Consider the following 16,161-nt stretch of genomic DNA (forward strand, 5'->3'; position numbering starts at 1 on the left):
CATCATGGACCAGCCAGCAGCACCTTCCCTTCTCGACACCGTCCGCATGGTCCTCGCCGAGGAGATCCGGCATCCCGGCATGGAACGCTTCGCCCTTGCCGCCCGGCTGCGCGAGGATCTGGGGATCGATTCCGTCATCCTGATGGAGCTTCTGGTGCGGCTGGAAACCGGCCACGGTTTCGAGGTGCCGAAGACCGCGCTCGACAGCGCCCGGCTGATCACCATCGGCGATCTCCTCGCCCAGTTCGGCCCCGACCAGGCCGGCACGGATCTCGCGCCGCGACCGCGGCCGGCGATCGATCCGGCGGCCGGGCGCGCCGAGGCCCGGGCGGCGGCCGGCGTGCATGGCGAAATGCCCATGGACATCAAGGTTCATTGCTATGTGAGCTGTCTCTGCGACGGGCTGAAGCGCCGCGACGGGATCGACCACCGCCCCTTCTACGCGGCCATCCCGGATTCGCCCTTCGCTCTCGATGACCGGATGCGGATCCGCTACCACGCGGCCGGCATGACCCATGGCGATTTCCGCGACTGGTTCGCCTCGCTCTACGGCGCCACGATCACGCCGGTCGCGGATGCCGACACGCTGCTCACCGCCGCGGAGTACCCGGTCAATGGCATCGACACGATGGTGATGGTCGACCTCCACCGCCTGCCGGAGCGCGAGAACCCGTTCGACCGCGATCCCTTCCCCCATTACGCGCTGCTGGCGCCCCATGACGAGCCGGGCAAGCTGCTCATGCGGGATGTCGATTTTCGATGGGAAGGGCCGATCGCGGCCGACCGGCTGGCCGCCGCCATGGCCAGCCCGCATGTCTCGGGCGGCTTCCTGATCGACCATCGCGATAGCCGTCCACCCGAACCGGCGGCGCTGGCGGCCTTCTTCCGGTCGGTGATCCGGCTCGACGTGAACCCCTTCGCGACCGGGCTCAGACGCGTGCTCGCCGCCCATGCCGGCGCCCGCGCGACGCGGCCGCTGGCGGATCTGCCGGAGGCCGTCGCCGAACTGCCGATCCTGGTGATCCGCAAATATGCCTATGAGCATGTCATCGCCTATTTCTGGCGCACGCTCGGCCGGGACACGGCGAGCTTCGACTTCTGGGCCGACGAGATCGAGCGGCTGGTGCAGGGCTATCGCAGCGCGCATTTCGAATGCGCCAAGCTGGCCGCCGGCCAGGCGCCCGTCGACACGACCCAGCTGGAACGGCTGATCACCGGCCTGGAAGCGCTGGAAGGGGCGATCAAGGCGGAGATCCTGCGCTGCACGAGCGAGCTCGAACAGGCGGCCTGAGCACCTCCCGCGGGGCCCCCGCCGCGAGGGCCATTGACAGAACGGGCCGGCTCCGGCCGTCTGTCTCCGACGCCAGACCGCCAGCCTCACCGCTCCGGTTCGGCGTCGGGGGACGGCATGGGGAGGTCGGCGTGATGACGAGAGATTGCCAGGCACGGCCGCCCGGGCCGGCGCGCCGGTCCGCATAGGCGCGGGCATGTTCGACCTTCCGAGCCTCACGCTCACCTATCTCCTGTGCGAATGGGCCGTCCGCCTGGTGATGATCGTGGTCATTCCCCTGCGACGGCCGCCGGAATCGGCGCGCAGCTGGCTGCTCCTGGTCCTGTTCCTGCCGATCCCGGCCCTGATCCTCTACCGCCTGATCGGCCGGGCCAGTTTTCCGGCCTGGCGCACCGCGCGCTTTGCCGCGACGGCGCCGGAACGCGCCCAGGTGGCGCGCGACCTGCCTGTCCCCGCCCACGCCCCGGACCGGCTGTCGCGGCTTGCCGAGGCGCTCGGCGGCTTTCCGGCTTGTGACGGCAACCGGGTCGACCTCTTCACCGATTACGACGCGACGATCGACGCCATGGTGGCGGCCATCGACGGCGCCCGCACGCAGGTCCACCTCCTCACCTATATCTTCGCCGACGACCGGACCGGCACGAAGATCGCCGACGCGCTGGGTCGGGCCCTCGCCCGTGGTGTAGCCGTCCGGGTGCTGATCGACGCGCTCGGGTCGCGGCCCTGGGCCGGGCGCAGCCTGCCGATGCTGAACGCCCGCGGCGTCGACGCCCGGCTCGCCCTGCCGGTGCGCTTCGCGGCGCTGCGGCGCACGCGCAGCGATCTTCGCAATCACCGCAAGCTCTGCCTGGTCGACGGCGAGATCGCCTTTGTCGGCTCGCAGAACATCGTCGACCGCGACTTCAAGCCGGGTATCCGCAACGATGAACTGGTCGGCCGGGTGCAAGGCCCCGCCACCGCCGCGCTGGAGGCGGTCTTTGCCGGCGACTGGTATCTGGAGACCGAGACGCGGCTCTCCCCCCTGCCCGTCGCAGCTGCTGCCGGCGATGCCGTCCTGCAGGCAATGCCGAGCGGGCCGGATTTCGGCGTTCCGGGCTATGAAAGGCTGCTGATTGAACTCGTCCACGGTGCCGAACGCCGGGTCGCGATCGTGTCGCCCTACCTCATTCCCGACGAGGCGCTGCTGACCGCCCTTAAGAACGGCGTCACCCGCGGCGTGGAGATCAATCTGATCGTCTCGCAGGTCGTAGACCAGCGGCTCGTCAGCCTCGCCCAGCGATCCTATTACGACGAGCTTCTGGCGGCCGGCGTTCGCCTCTTCCGCTATCGCGACCATCTGCTGCACGCCAAGAACGTCTCGATCGACGGGCGGGTGGGCGTCATCGGCTCCAGCAACACCGACGTGCGCTCCTTCATGCTGAATGCCGAGATCAGCCTTATCCTGCATGGCGAGGAAGCCAGCAGGCGTCTGGACGCCGCCCAGCGCCACTACATCGCGCACAGCGACCCGCTGACGCTCGAGGACTGGCGGGCACGCCCGCGCGGCACACGGCTGCTGGAAAATCTCGCCCGGTTGGTCAGCCCGCTCCTGTAGCGCCATCGGCCGAAGCGGCGCTCCGGCCCGCGCGGCGCCCGGCGTTACGCCGTGGCCGCCACGTCCTCTTCGGCGACCGCGTCGCCCCAGGGCGAGACGATCTCGGTGGCGCCCCAGTTGGTCGCCCCCTGTCGCGCCACGCCGGTGGGACAGGCGAAGGCATAGGGAAAGACCGTCCGCGGCACGGTCTCGACCCGGTGGGTTCGCCGCAGCGCCGCGAGATCGGCGTCCGGGATCGCCTCGTCGGCGATCACCATGTCGCCGCCCGACACGTCGATGCGCGGCGCGTGGAAGGCGGCGTCGAGGTCGCCTCCGGTCAGCATGTGGCGGGCAAGCTGGAACACGGCCGGCAGGATCTTGCGTCCGCCCGAGGCGCCGAGGGCAAACCGCGTGTCTCCGCTTTCGCCGAGGATCGGGCAGACATTCATCAGGCAGCGCTTGCCGCCGGCGAGCGCGTTCGGCCCGCCCTGTTCGGGATCGAACCACATGATGCCGTTGTTCAGAAGCAGTCCGGTCGAGGGCGAAACCACCCGCGACCCGAAGACCGACAGCAGCGTCTGGGTCATCGCCACCATGTTGCCGTGCCGGTCGACGATGGAGAAATGCGTCGTCGAGCCGGGCGCGGCCCGGCTGTCGTGGTCGCCCATCCGGGCCAGGCGATCCGCATAGGCCCCGGACAGCGCATCCGCCGTCGCCGCCAGTTCGTCGCCGGGCCCGGCGAAGGATCCCGCCGCGTAGCGCGCAAAGGCATCGGCCAGCGTCGGCCCCGCCGTCAGCTCGGGCGTCGCATGCAGCCGGCCGCCCGGCGCCGCGAAGGAGAGCGGCGTCTGGATTTCTGCGCGATAGGCGGCGAGATCCGCATAGGCCAGCGATCCGCCCTTGTCGGCGACGTCGCGGGCGAGTTCGCGGGCCACGTCGCCCTCGTGCATCTCGCGCGGCCCGTTGCGGGCGATCGCATCCAGCGTGTCGGCCATCCGGCCCATGGCCAGGCGGATGTCGGTCAGCGCCGTCCAGCCGCCGACCGGCGGCCAGACGCCATCCTCCAGGAACAGCGCCGCGGCATCCGGATCACGCGCCAGCGACCGCGCCGCCGAAGCGATCATCAGCCCGGCGTACCAGTCGATTTTCAGCCCCTCGCGGGCCATCGCCGCCGCCGGCTGGACGAGATCGTGCCAGGGCATGCGCCCCCAGCGGGCATGGGCGATGCCGATGCCGTCGACGACACCCGGCACCGCCACCGCCGTCGCGCCCTCGATATTGCGGTCGCCGACCACCCGCTTCCAGGGAAAGAGGTCACTCGCCCGGCCCTCCCCGGCCAGCGGAAACGCCGCCGGGTCGAGCCCGGCCGGGGCGCGCATGCCGTAATAGACCGCATAGGGTTTCGCCTCGTCGGCGCGCCACACCATCATCGCACCGCCGCCGGCCGGGCCGCTCATCCACGGCTCCAGCACCCCCATGCCGAAGGAGACGGCGGTCGCCGCGTCGAGGGCATCGCCGCCGGCCGCCAGGATCTCTGCGCCGAGTTCGGCGACCCGGCGATGCTGGGCCGCGACGATGCCGGTCTGCGACATCCGGGCCGGCTTGCTGACGATCTGGGAGCGGGAGAAATTGGTCATGGACGTCCCCGGATACGGGTGAGTGGGTGCATGGGACGGACGGGACGGCCGCGGTGTTCCGGCCGCGACCGTTCGGCAGCGGGCGCCGGTCAGCCGACGCCGTTGGCGGCGTCGAGCAAGGGCGGGATGATCTCGGCCTCCAGCCGTTCGCGGGTCCAGGCGGTGCCGCTGACCGAGCAATGGATCGCCCCGCCGGTCTGCGGATCGCGGCCGACGGCCACGGCAACGCCGAGCTCGTTCATCTGCACCTCGTTCTCGGCGATGGAGTAGCCGGTCTCGGCCGCCGCCTCGACGAGGGCGCCGACGGCGCCGCGGTCCATCACCGTCGCAGGCGTGAACCGCCGCATCGGCCATTCCTCGACGCAGCGGCGGCGGGTCTCGGCGCCGAGGCGCGACAGCATCACCCGGCCGCTCGACGTGTTCAGTGCCGGCACCCGGCGCCCGACGATGGAGGCGCCGAAGCTCGTGCGGGCGCTGGGCAGGCGGACGATGTAGACGATGTCGGGGCCGTCGATGCGCGAGAAATTGATGGTTTCGCCCAGCGACTGATGCAGGTCGATCAGCTTGGGCATCGCCGTGTGGACAAGCTCCTGCGACCAGAAATAGGCGTTGGCGAGCTCGGTCATCCGGATCGACGGACTGTAGCGCCGGGTGGTCGGGTCCTTGTCGAGATAGCCCAGACGGGTGAAGGTGGTGACCAGACGCTGAACGCTGCTGCGGTCAAGCCCGGTCGCCTCGGACAATTCGGTCAGGCCCATGCGCGAACGCTCGGGCGCAAAGGCCTCCAGAAGGGTCATCGCCTTGCCGAGCGAGGCAACGAAGTGGCCGTCCTTCTGAACTTCCCGGTCTGCCGCCATGCTGCGCTGCACACTATTTGATCAATTCGGAGTGTTGACTGAATCGTAGCCGTGTTCCTACGATACCACAATCCGCAAACGGTTATCGGCATGCGATAACGGGCGGAGATGTCCCGACCCCCGAGCCCTACCCTTCGGAGACGCATTGATGTCCTTCTTCTCTGCCGCTTCCACCTTCCGACCAACCCGGATGATCCGATCCGCCCTGCTCGCCTCCGTCGTCGCCATGACGGGCCTCGCCGGCGGCCCCGCCGCCGCCCAGGAAATCCGCGCCGTGATGCATTCGGGCATCCGCGTCCTCGATCCCGTGATCACCACCGCGCACATCACGCGCAACCACGGCTACATGATCTACGACACGCTTCTGGGCATGGACGAGAGCCTGAAGCCGCAGCCGCAGATGGCCAGTTGGGAGATCTCCGACGACAAGCTCACCTACACTTTCACCCTGCGCGACGGCCTGAAATGGCATGACGGGGAACCGGTGACGGCGGCCGACGTCGTCGCCTCGCTGAAGCGCTGGGGCGAGCGCGACGGCGGCGCCCAGATGATGTTCAAATATGTCGCCAGCCTCGAGGCCAAGGACGACAAGACGGCCGTCCTGACCCTGTCCGAGCCGTTCTCCTACGTTCTCGAACTGATCGCCAAGCCGTCGGGCCTGCCGTCCTTCATCATGCCGGAACGCGTCGCTAAGACGCCCTCAGGCGAGGCGATCACCGACTATACCGGTTCCGGTCCGTTCACCTTCGTCGAGGCCGAGTTCGAACCTGGCGTGCGCGCCGTCTACGACAAGAACCCCGACTATGTGCCGCGCGACGAGGCGCCGAGCTGGACCGCCGGCGGCAAGGTGGTGAATGTCGACCGCGTGACCTGGGTGGTCATGCCGGACGCGCAGACCGCGGTGAACGCCATCAATGGCGGCGAGATCGACTATATCGAGCAGACGCCGACCGATCTCCTGCCGCTGCTGCAGGGCAATCCCGAGCTGACGGTGATGACCCTCGCCGATTACGGCTACCAGACCATGGGCCGGCTCAACTGGCTCTACCCGCCCTTCGACAATGTCGAGATCCGGCGTGCCGCCATGGCGGCGCTCGGCCAGGAGCCGATCCTTGCCGCGCTGGTCGGCAATCCGGAATACCAGGACACCTGCGGCTCGATGTATGGCTGCAACACGCCCTTCGCGACCGAGGCCGGCGACGAGCTGATCATGAAGGGTCCGCAGCCCGAGGTCGCCAAGAAGATGCTCGACGAGGCCGGCTATGACGGCACGCCAGTCGTCCTGATGCAGCCGACCGATGTCGGCTCCGTCGGCCCGCAGCCGGTGGTCGCCGCCCAGCTCCTGCGCCAGGCCGGCTTCACCGTCGACATGCAGCCGATGGACTGGCAGACCCTCGTGACCCGGCGCGCCAGCCAGGCCGCGCCTGCGGATGGCGGCTGGAACATGTTCTTCACCAACTGGATCATCCCGGAGGTGTGGAGCCCGCTCAACAACCCGATGCTGAACGGCGGTGGCAAGGAAGCGGCCTGGTTCGGCTGGCCGGACGATCCGAAGCTGGAGGAACTGCGCGTCGCCTTCGCCAAGGCCGGCGACGAGCCCGAGCGCAAGAAGATCGCCGAGGACATCCAGGCCCACGCCTATGACGTCGTCAACTACATCCCGGTCGGCGAGTACCGGATCCCGACGACGATTTCCAACAAGCTGACCGATGTCATGAAGATGCCGGTTCCGGTGTTCTGGAACGTCCAGAAGACCGACTGACGCCATGCCCGTGACGCCGCGTCGCTGACGGCGCGGCGTCACCCGTTCCCTTCTGCAGCGTCCTGCGCCGCGAGGCTCGACCCATGCTCGCCTACATCTTCCGCCGCGTCCTGGCCTCCGTGCCGGTGCTGATCGTCGTGGCGCTGTTCGTCTTCCTCTTGTTGCGGCTGACGCCCGGCGACCCGGCCGCGATCATCGCCGGCGACATGGCGACCCCCGAACAGCTCGCCCAGATCCGCCAGAGCCTCGGCCTCAACGAGCCGCTGGTGACCCAGTTCATCACCTGGAGCGGCCAGCTCCTGAGCGGCGATTTCGGCCGCTCGCTGATCTCGCGCACGCCGGTCCTGACCCTGATCGGCCAGCGACTGGAGCCGACCCTCAGCCTCGCCCTCGTGACCATGGCGATCACGCTTCTCCTGTCGATCCCGATGGGCGTCCTCGCCGCCTGGCGCCACGGCACGCTCACCGACAACGTCATCATGGCGATCTCGGTGCTGGGCTTCTCGATCCCGGTCTTCGTCACCGGCTACATCTTCATCCAGATCTTCGCCATCGACCTGAAACTTCTCCCGGTCCAGGGCTTCAAGAGCATCTTCGACGGCGTCGGGCCGTTCCTGGCGCGCATCTTCCTGCCGGCCTTCACCCTGGCGACGATCTACATCGCGCTGATTGCCCGCATGACCCGCGCCGCGATGCTGGACGTTCTCGACGAGGATTATGTGCGCACCGCCCGGGCCAAGGGCCTGTCGGAGCGGATCGTCCTGTTCCGCCATGCCCTGCGCAACGCCGCCGTGCCGATCCTCACCGTCGTCGGCACCGGTTTCGCGCTGATGATCTCCGGCGTCGTCGTCACCGAAAGCGTCTTCAACATTCCGGGCCTCGGGCGGCTCACCGTCGATGCCATCCTTGCCCGCGACTACCCGGTGATCCAGGCGCTGATCCTCCTGACCAGCGGCATCTACGTGGTGATCAACCTCCTGATCGACATCTCCTACGCGTTCATGGACCCGAGGATCCGATACTGATGGCGAGGAGAGACACCCTGCCCCCGATTGCCGAGCCGGTCATCAAGCGCCGATTCCTGCCGCGGATCGAACTGGCGGATCTGCGCTTCGCGCCGACCCTCGCCGCGATCTGCCTGGCGGTCATCGTCATCGGCGCGCTTTTGGCGCCGGTCATCGCGCCCTTCGACCCGATCGCCATGAACCCGATGGAGCGGCTGGCGGGCGCCAGCGCCACCCATCCCTTCGGCACCGACGCCTACGGCCGCGACGTCTTCTCGCGCACCCTCTACGGCGCTCGCGTCTCGCTGATCGTCGGCATCGGCGCGGCCCTAGTGGCGGTGCTGATCGGCCTGCCGCTCGGCCTGATCTCGGGCTTCTTCCGCTGGCTCGACGCCATCCTGATGCGGATCATGGACGGGCTGATGGCGATCCCCAGCGTGCTCCTCGCCATCGCCATCGTGTCGCTGGCCGGCTCCAGCCTCTGGACCGTGCTCATCGCCATCACCATTCCGGAGATCCCGCGCGTCGTGCGGCTGGTGCGCTCGGTCGTCCTGTCGGCGCGCGAGGAGCCCTATGTCGAGGCCGCCATCGCGGTCGGCTCCAGCCTGCCGAAGATCATGTGGCGGCACCTGACGCCCAACACCATCGCGCCGCTGATCGTCCAGGGCACCTATGTCTGCGCCTCGGCGATCCTGACCGAGGCGATCCTGTCGTTCCTGGGCGCCGGCATCGGCACCGAGACGCCGTCCTGGGGCAACATCATGTCGGAAGGCCGGCTCTACTTCCAGCTCAAGCCGTCGCTGATCTTCTGGCCGGGCCTGTTCCTGTCGCTCGCCATCCTGTCGATCAACATTCTCGGCGACACCGCCCGCGACGTCATGGACCCGCGCCTCGGCAAGAAGAGGGAGGCCTGATGAGCGACCACGCCCACCCCGCCGCCGCGAGCACCGGCGACGTCCTCGTCGTCGAGGATCTCGTCGTCACCACACGCGGCCGCAAGCCGGCCCCGATCCTCGACGGTATCTCGCTGCGCGTCGGCGCCGGCGAGACCGTCTGCCTCGTCGGCGAAAGCGGCTCCGGCAAGTCGGTGACGTCGCTGGCCACGATGGGGCTGTTGCCGAAGGGGGCGCTCACCGCCCGCTCGGGCCGTATCCTCGTCGAGGGCGAGGATGTGCTGACCGCCAGCCCGGCGCGGCTGCGCCAGCTGCGCGCCACCCGCATGTCAATGATCTTCCAGGAGCCGATGACCGCGCTCAACCCGGTGATGACCGTCGAGAGCCAGCTCGAGGAAGTGCTGAGCGCCCATGCCAGCATGAGCACCGCCGATCGCCGCACCCGCATCCGCGACATCCTCTCGCTCGTTCATCTGCCGGATGTGGAGCGCATGTGCCGCTCCTATCCGCACCAGCTCTCGGGCGGCCAGCGCCAGCGGGTGATGATCGCCATGGCGCTCGTCCTCGAACCGAAGCTGCTGATCGCCGACGAGCCGACGACGGCCCTCGACGTGACCACCCAGAAGCAGATCCTGAAGCTGATCCGCGAGATCCAGGAACGCCTCGGCACCTCGGTCCTGTTCATCACCCACGACATGGGCGTCGTCGCCGACATCGCCGACCGGGTCTACGTCATGCGGGCCGGCGAGATCGTCGAATCCGGGCCGATCGAGGCGATCCTCACCGCCCCGACCAAGCCCTATACCCGCAACCTCCTGACCGCCGTGCCGGCGCTGCGCCCGCGCGACGCCCGCCCCGCGGCCTCCCGCGAGATCGTGCTGGAGACCAGCGAACTCGGCATGACCTACAGCCAGGGCTCGCTGTTCCGCAAACGCGAGGGCACCGTCGCGGCCAAGGACGTCAACCTGATCCTCGGGCGCGGCCGGACCCTCGGCATCGTCGGCGAGAGCGGCTCCGGCAAGTCCACCGTGGCGCGCTGCGTCATGCGGCTGATCGAGCCCACCGCCGGCAGCATCCGTCTGCGCGGCTCCGACATTTCGGGCCTGTCACGCCGGGCTCTGCGGCCGTGGCGCAAGCGCATCCAGATGATCTTCCAGGACCCCAACCGCTCGCTCAATCCGCGGCTGACGGTGGGCGACAGCATCACCGAGGGGCCGATCAACTACGGCACCCCGCCCGGCGAGGCGCGCGAGCAGGCCAAGACGCTGCTGGAACTCGTCGGCCTTCCCAAGGACGCCATCGACCGCCATCCGCACCAGTTCTCCGGCGGCCAGCGCCAGCGCATCGCCATCGCCCGGGCGCTCGCCATGGAGCCGGACGTCCTCGTCGCCGACGAGGCGGTGTCGGCCCTCGACGTGTCGGTGCAGGCGCAGGTCCTCGACCTTCTCGACGACATCCAGGCGCGGCTCGGCGTTGCCCTCCTGTTCATCACCCACGACCTGCGTGTCGCCGCGCAGATCTGCGACGAGGTGGTGGTGATGCAGCGCGGCCGCGTGGTGGAATACGGCCCGACCGCCGAGGTGCTGGGCAATCCGCGCGAGGCCTATACGCGCGAACTGATCGACGCGGCGCCCGGCCGCTACTGGGACTTTCCGAATTTCCGCCCGCTGCCCGGCGCCGCGGGCTTCAGGGACACGACCGTGCCGGCATGACAGACGACAGCACAGGAACGCCCGCCCCGCGCATCGCGGTCGGCGGGTTCATGCACGAGACCAATACGTTCGCGCCGACCAGAGCGGACTACGCCGCCTTCGAGCATGGTGGTGGCTGGCCGGCGCTGGCGGAGGGCCCGGGGATGATCGCGGCGACGCGCGACGTCAACATGGGCATCTGCGGCTTCGTCACCGAAGCCGAGCGACGCGGCTGGCACCTCGTGCCGACGCTGTGGTGCGCAGCGGTGCCGTCCGCCCATGTCACCGAAGACGCCTATGAGGCGATCGCCGCCCGCATCGTCGCGGCGATCGAGGCCGCACTGCCGCTCGACGCGGTCTATCTCGATCTCCACGGCGCCATGGTCTGCACCCATCTCGACGATGGCGAAGGCGAACTGCTGGCGCGGGTGCGCCGGGTCATCGGCCCCGACGTGCCGCTGGTCGCCAGTCTCGACCTGCACGGCAACGTCACGCCGCAGATGGTCGCCGAGGCCGATCTCTTCGTCGCCTACCGCACCTATCCCCATGTCGACATGGCCGAGACCGGACGCCGCACCGCCGAACATCTGGTCCCGCTGCTCGCCGGCCGGCGCCACGCCAAAGCGTTCCGGCAGATCCCCTTCCTGATCCCCATCGCCTGGCAATCGACCACCATGGAGCCGAACGCCACGCTCTATGGCGCCCTGCCGGAGATGGAGACGGGCGGGGTCGCCAGCGTCTCCTATCTCTGCGGCTTCCCGGCCGCCGACTTTCCCGATTGCGGCCCGTCCGTCCTCGCCTATGGCGCCGATCAGGCGGCGGCCGATGCCGCCGCAAACGCCCTGGCCGCCAGGGTCGTCGCAGCCCGTTCCGCCTATGCTGGCAAGTCGTTTGCGCCGCTGGACGGGGTGCGCGAGGCGATGCGGATCGCGGCAAGCGCCACGCATCCGGTCGTCATTGCCGACACCCAGGACAATCCCGGCGCCGGCGGCGATTCCAACACCACCGGCATGCTGAAGGCGCTGGTCGAAGCCGACGCGCAGCGCGCCGCGATCGGGGTGATCTTCGATCCGAAGGCAGCGGCCGCCGCCCATGCGGCGGGCGTCGGGGCGACGACCGAGATCACCCTCAGCGGCGCCGACGGCGTTGCCGGCGACACGCCCTTTACCGGCACCTTCGAGGTCACCGCCCTGTCCGACGGCGACCTGATCGCCTCCGGCGCCTTCTATGGCGGCGCGCGCATGCGGCTCGGCCCCTCCGCCTGTCTGAAGATCGGCGGCGTGCGCGTCGTCGTCGCCTCGGCCAAGGCGCAGATGGCCGACCGCGAGATGTATCGCTTCGTCGGGATCGAACCGGAGAAGGAGGCGATCCTCGTCAACAAGAGTTCGGTGCATTTCCGCGCCGATTTCGCGCCGATCGCCGAGACGATCCTGACCTGCACGGCGCCGGGGCCCATGCCCCTGTCGCCGGCCGACCTGCCCTTCCGCCGGCTGCGGCCCGGCATCGACCTGTCGCCCACCGGCCCGGTGTTCGATCCCGCCGAATCCCATCCGTCGTAGTGCCTGCGGCCGCCTTGCCGCGCCCGCGAAACGAGGAAACCCGACCATGACCATCATTCCCGAGATCAAGAGTTTTGCCGAAGACCTGACGGCGATCCGCCACGATTTGCACGCCCATCCGGAGATCGGCTTCGAGGAAAAGCGCACCGCCGCCATCGTCGCCGCGGCGCTGAAGAGCTACGGCGTCGACGAGATCCACGAGGGCATCGGCGGCACCGGCGTCGTCGGCATCCTCAGGGGCACCGGCGGCGACGGCCGGACGATCGGCCTGCGCGCCGACATGGACGCCCTGCCAATGGAGGAGTTCACCAACCTTCCCTACCGCTCGACCAATCCCGGCCGCTTCCATGGCTGCGGCCATGACGGCCACACCACCATGCTGCTCGGCGCGGCGCGCTATCTCGCCGCAAATCGCGGCTTCAAGGGCACCGCGATGTTCGTCTTCCAGCCCGCCGAGGAAGGGCTGGGCGGCGCCCGCGCGATGATCGCCGACCGCCTGTTCGAGCGCTTCCCCTGCGACGAGATCTACGGCCTGCACAACATGCCCGATCTGGAGCTGGGCGAGGTCGCCGTCTTCCCGGGCAAGGCGATGGCCGGCGCCAAGTTCTTCGACATCCAGATCAAGGCGCGCGGCAGCCATGCCGCCATGCCGCACAATTCCAAGGACCCGATCGTCATCGCCATGACGCTCGGCCAGAGCCTGCAGTCGATCGTCAGCCGCAACGTCAATCCGCTGAAGCCGGCGGTGCTGTCGATCACCAAGTTCGCCGCGGGCTCGGCCTACAACGTCATCCCCGAAGAGGCCGATCTCGGTGGCACGATCCGCTACTTCCACGACGATGTCGGCGAGCTCGTCGCCAGCCGCATCCGGGAGATCGCCGCCGGTTTCGCGGCGAGCTACGACTGCGAGATCGTGGTCGACATCCGCGACGTCTTCTCGGTGCTGGAGAACCACGAGGCCGAGACCGAGGCGCTGCGCGAAGTCGCCGTCGAGATCGTCGGCGAAGACAAGGTCTTCACCGATCCGCGACCGACCATGGGCAGCGAGGATTTCGCCGACATGCTGCACGCGGTCCCCGGCTCCTATTGCTGGGTCGGCCATGGCGGCACCATGCCGCTGCACAATCCCGGCTTCATCCTCGACGACGGCATCCTGCCGATCGGCTCCAGCCTTCTGGCGCGCATCGTCGAGAAGCGGCTGGCGGCCTGACCGGCCGGTTCGAGACCTCAGGAAAGCGAGAGTGACGATGGACGTGACCAAGATCCCGCTGGATGCGGAACAGATGCTGAGCGGCCTGAGGCGCTGGGTCGAATGCGAGAGCCCGACCTATGACAAGCCGTCGGTCGACCGGATGATGGCGCTGGCCGCCGAGGACATGCAGGCCATGGGCTTCGAGGTGGAGACCATTCCCGGCCCCGAGGGGCTCGGCAATTGCGTGCGCGGCGCGTTTCCGCATCCCAGGGCCGGCGAACCCGGCATCCTGATCATCGGCCATCTCGACACGGTGCATCCGCTCGGCACGCTGGAGAAGCTGCCGTTCCGGCGCGAGGGCGACATCTGCTGGGGCCCCGGCATCTGCGACATGAAGGGCGGCAACTACATCGCCATCAGCGCCGTCAAGGCGCTGGCCGAGATGGGCGTCGAGACGCCGTTGCCGGTGCATGTCCTGCTGACCTCCGACGAGGAGATCGGCACGCCCGGCACCCGCGCGCTGATCGAGGCCGAGGCCGCCAAGCACCGCTACATCCTGGTGCCGGAGCCGGCCTGGGCCCGCAACACGGTGGTCACCGGCCGCTACGCCATCGCCCGCTACCACCTGACCGCCATGGGGCGCCCGAGTCATGCCGGCGCGGCGCTGAAGGCCGGCCAGTCGGCGGTGAAGATGATGGCGCGGCAGCTCATCGCCATCGAAGACATGACGGACGAGGACTGCACCTTCTCGGTCTCCGTCATGCATGGCGGCCAGTGGGTCAATTGCGTGCCGACCGTCGCGCGGGCCGAGTGCCTCTCCATGGCCAAGCGCCAGGAAGACCTCGACCGGGGCACCGAGAACATCCTCGCCTTCGACAGGCGCGAGGCCGACGGCACCGGCTTCTTCGTCGAGAAGAGCGTCGTGCGCCCGGTCTGGGAAGCCAGCGAAGGCACGATGGAGCTCTACGAACGCGTCCGGCGGATCGGCAACGAGCTGGGCTTCGACCTTGCCCATGCCAGCGAGGGCGGCGGCTCGGACGGCAATTTCACCGGCGCCATGGGCCTGCCGACGCTGGACGGCCTCGGCGTGGTCGGCGCCGACGTCCATACGCTGAACGAGCATATCGAGGTGTCGAGCCTGGTGTCGCGCGGCCGGCTTCTGGGCGGCCTTCTGGCCGAACTCGGCGCCTGATGCGACGCCCCGCGGGAGGCCTGCGCCGGTGACATCCGGCGGGGCACATCAACAGGCGGACGGCGAGACGCTTTCGCCCTTCGACCGGCCGGGCCATCTGCGCGCGCCGGAGGCGGTGTCCGGAATCTGCGCCATGGACGCGACGGCGTTGATGGCCGCAATGCGTGCCGGGCGCCTGTCCTCGGTGGAGGTCGTCACCGCCTTCCTCGACCGGATCGACGCGCTCAACCCGACCTACAACGCCATCATCTCCCGGCGTCCGCGGGATGCGGTGCTCGCCGACGCGGCGGCCGCCGACCAGGCGCTGGCCAGCGGCGCGGAAACCGGACCGCTGCACGGCCTGCCCATCGCCATCAAGGATCTGTCGCCGACAAAGGGGCTGACCACCACCTTCGGCTCGCCGATCTACCGCGACCACGTGCCCGATTGCGACGGCCTCTCGACGGCGCGCATCCGGGCGGCCGGTGCGATCATCGTCGGCAAGACCAACACGCCGGAATTCGGCCTCGGCTCCCACACCTTCAACGAAGTCTTCGGCGCGACCGGCAACGCCTTTGCGCCGAAGCGCAGCGCCGGCGGCTCCAGCGGCGGTGCGGCCGTCGCCATCGCGACGCGCATGCTGCCGCTGGCCGACGGTTCGGACATGGGCGGCTCGCTTCGCAATCCCGCCGCCTTCAACAATGTCTACGGCCTGCGCCCCTCCTTCGGCCGGGTACCGAGCCTGCCGGCCGGCAATGTCTTCGAGGCGGCGCTCGCCACCGACGGGCCGATGGCGCGCACCGCTGACGATCTCGCCTTGTTGCTCGCCGTCCAGGCGGGCGCCGATCCGCGCCAGCCGCTGTCGGGAGGGCTTCCCGACCTCGATGCTTCGACGCGCGACGAGGACGCGCCTGTACGGATCGGCTGGCTGGGAAATTTCGACGGCCATCTCGCCATGGAGCCGGGCATTCTCGACACCAATCGCGCGGCGCTTGAGCGCATTCCGGGCGCCGTAGTCGAGGCGGCGGCTTTGGGCTTCGACGCCGAGCGCCTGTGGCAGAGCTTCGTCATTCAGCGCCATGTGGCGGTCGCGGCCCGCTATGGCCCGCTCCATGCCGATCCGGCGACGCGCGATCTATTGAAACCGGAAATGGTCTGGGAGATCGAGAACGGCCTGCGTCTGTCGGCCCTGGCCGTCGAGGCCGCCCGCGAGTTGCGGACCGCCTGGCATCTGCGCCTCGTCGACCTCTTCGCCCGCTTCGACCTCCTGGCCCTTCCGGCCGCGCAGGTCTGGCCGTTCCCGATCGGCGAACGCTGGCCGCAGGCCATCGATGGCCGGGCGATGGACAGCTATCACCGCTGGATGGAATGCGTGGCGCCCGCCACCCTCTCCGGCTGCCCCGTCCTCGCGCTGCCGGCCGGCTTTCGCGGCGGGCTGTCCACCGGCGTCCAGATCATCGCCCCTTTGGGCCGCGAAGCCGATCTCCTCGCCCCGGCACGGCGGGTCGAGCGCGCGAGCTGAGCCCTGCGG

The 16,161-nt window shown here is 69.2% G+C and carries 12 protein-coding genes; 10 read left to right on the forward strand and 2 right to left on the reverse strand.

What is annotated here, in order from left to right:
• The first annotated feature begins 4 nt into the window (after positions 1-4).
• Entirely contained in the window at positions 5-1,291 is a 1,287-nt protein-coding gene (locus tag ACEQX1_RS20160; RefSeq protein WP_370196119.1) for a DUF6005 family protein, read from the forward strand.
• 196 nt (positions 1,292-1,487) lie between these two features.
• Entirely contained in the window at positions 1,488-2,885 is a 1,398-nt protein-coding gene (gene cls, locus ACEQX1_RS20165; protein ID WP_370196120.1) for a cardiolipin synthase, read from the forward strand.
• Between the two features lie 44 nt (positions 2,886-2,929).
• Here cls and ACEQX1_RS20170 read toward each other — a convergent pair whose 3' ends face one another.
• Together ACEQX1_RS20170 and ACEQX1_RS20175 are read right to left on the reverse strand one after the other, a co-directional pair.
• Complete coding sequence (locus ACEQX1_RS20170; protein ID WP_370197526.1) at positions 2,930-4,501, reverse strand: gamma-glutamyltransferase; 1,572 nt, start codon at positions 4,499-4,501, stop codon at positions 2,930-2,932.
• Between the two features lie 89 nt (positions 4,502-4,590).
• Positions 4,591-5,358, reverse strand: coding sequence for an IclR family transcriptional regulator (locus ACEQX1_RS20175; protein ID WP_210310117.1), 768 nt, complete (start codon positions 5,356-5,358; stop codon positions 4,591-4,593).
• 190 nt (positions 5,359-5,548) lie between these two features.
• Between ACEQX1_RS20175 and ACEQX1_RS20180 the strand changes: the two genes are divergently transcribed.
• The 8 genes from ACEQX1_RS20180 to ACEQX1_RS20215 all read left to right on the forward strand — a co-directional run bounded on the left by ACEQX1_RS20180 (position 5,549) and on the right by ACEQX1_RS20215 (position 16,152).
• Positions 5,549-7,120 carry an ABC transporter substrate-binding protein gene (locus tag ACEQX1_RS20180; RefSeq protein WP_370196122.1) on the forward strand — a complete coding sequence of 524 codons (1,572 nt, stop codon included), beginning with the start codon at positions 5,549-5,551 and terminating at the stop codon, positions 7,118-7,120.
• 83 nt (positions 7,121-7,203) lie between these two features.
• The gene (locus ACEQX1_RS20185; protein WP_370197528.1) at positions 7,204-8,145 is read left to right on the forward strand and encodes an ABC transporter permease; all 942 of its coding nucleotides are present in this window, start codon (positions 7,204-7,206) and stop codon (positions 8,143-8,145) included.
• Positions 8,145-9,038, forward strand: a complete 894-nt coding sequence (locus ACEQX1_RS20190; protein ID WP_024350166.1) for an ABC transporter permease — start codon at positions 8,145-8,147, stop codon at positions 9,036-9,038. Before ACEQX1_RS20185 ends, ACEQX1_RS20190 begins: the two co-directional genes overlap by 1 nt.
• Positions 9,038-10,729 carry an ABC transporter ATP-binding protein gene (locus tag ACEQX1_RS20195; RefSeq protein WP_370197530.1) on the forward strand — a complete coding sequence of 564 codons (1,692 nt, stop codon included), beginning with the start codon at positions 9,038-9,040 and terminating at the stop codon, positions 10,727-10,729. The genes ACEQX1_RS20190 and ACEQX1_RS20195 overlap by 1 nt, the downstream gene beginning before the upstream one ends.
• Positions 10,726-12,267, forward strand: a complete 1,542-nt coding sequence (locus ACEQX1_RS20200; protein WP_370197532.1) for a M81 family metallopeptidase — start codon at positions 10,726-10,728, stop codon at positions 12,265-12,267. The genes ACEQX1_RS20195 and ACEQX1_RS20200 overlap by 4 nt, the downstream gene beginning before the upstream one ends.
• Positions 12,268-12,313: 46 nt before the next feature.
• Positions 12,314-13,477 (forward strand): M20 aminoacylase family protein, encoded by a 1,164-nt coding sequence (locus ACEQX1_RS20205; RefSeq protein ID WP_370196130.1) that lies wholly within the window; start codon positions 12,314-12,316, stop codon positions 13,475-13,477.
• Between the two features lie 37 nt (positions 13,478-13,514).
• The gene (locus ACEQX1_RS20210) at positions 13,515-14,651 is read left to right on the forward strand and encodes a M20/M25/M40 family metallo-hydrolase (protein ID WP_370196135.1); all 1,137 of its coding nucleotides are present in this window, start codon (positions 13,515-13,517) and stop codon (positions 14,649-14,651) included.
• A gap of 28 nt (positions 14,652-14,679) precedes the next feature.
• Entirely contained in the window at positions 14,680-16,152 is a 1,473-nt protein-coding gene (locus ACEQX1_RS20215) for an amidase (protein WP_370196131.1), read from the forward strand.
• Positions 16,153-16,161: the final 9 nt, after the last annotated feature.

Origin of the sequence: Aurantimonas sp., from assembly GCF_964217435.1 — a bacterium.
Classification (GTDB): Bacteria; Pseudomonadota; Alphaproteobacteria; order Rhizobiales; family Rhizobiaceae; genus Aurantimonas; species Aurantimonas coralicida.

What these genes read in the sequence shown, in the direction of transcription:
- ACEQX1_RS20190 (WP_024350166.1), top strand. Translation starts at nt 8,145, where the DNA reads ATGGCGAGGAGAGACACCCTGCCCCCGATTGCCGAGCCGGTCATCAAG.
- ACEQX1_RS20205 (WP_370196130.1), top strand. Translation starts at nt 12,314, where the DNA reads ATGACCATCATTCCCGAGATCAAGAGTTTTGCCGAAGACCTGACGGCG.
- ACEQX1_RS20210 (WP_370196135.1), top strand. Translation starts at nt 13,515, where the DNA reads ATGGACGTGACCAAGATCCCGCTGGATGCGGAACAGATGCTGAGCGGC.
- cls (WP_370196120.1), top strand. Translation starts at nt 1,488, where the DNA reads ATGTTCGACCTTCCGAGCCTCACGCTCACCTATCTCCTGTGCGAATGG.
- ACEQX1_RS20200 (WP_370197532.1), top strand. Translation starts at nt 10,726, where the DNA reads ATGACAGACGACAGCACAGGAACGCCCGCCCCGCGCATCGCGGTCGGC.
- ACEQX1_RS20160 (WP_370196119.1), top strand. Translation starts at nt 5, where the DNA reads ATGGACCAGCCAGCAGCACCTTCCCTTCTCGACACCGTCCGCATGGTC.
- ACEQX1_RS20185 (WP_370197528.1), top strand. Translation starts at nt 7,204, where the DNA reads ATGCTCGCCTACATCTTCCGCCGCGTCCTGGCCTCCGTGCCGGTGCTG.
- ACEQX1_RS20170 (WP_370197526.1), bottom strand. Translation starts at nt 4,501, where the DNA reads ATGACCAATTTCTCCCGCTCCCAGATCGTCAGCAAGCCGGCCCGGATG.
- ACEQX1_RS20175 (WP_210310117.1), bottom strand. Translation starts at nt 5,358, where the DNA reads ATGGCGGCAGACCGGGAAGTTCAGAAGGACGGCCACTTCGTTGCCTCG.
- ACEQX1_RS20180 (WP_370196122.1), top strand. Translation starts at nt 5,549, where the DNA reads ATGATCCGATCCGCCCTGCTCGCCTCCGTCGTCGCCATGACGGGCCTC.
- ACEQX1_RS20195 (WP_370197530.1), top strand. Translation starts at nt 9,038, where the DNA reads ATGAGCGACCACGCCCACCCCGCCGCCGCGAGCACCGGCGACGTCCTC.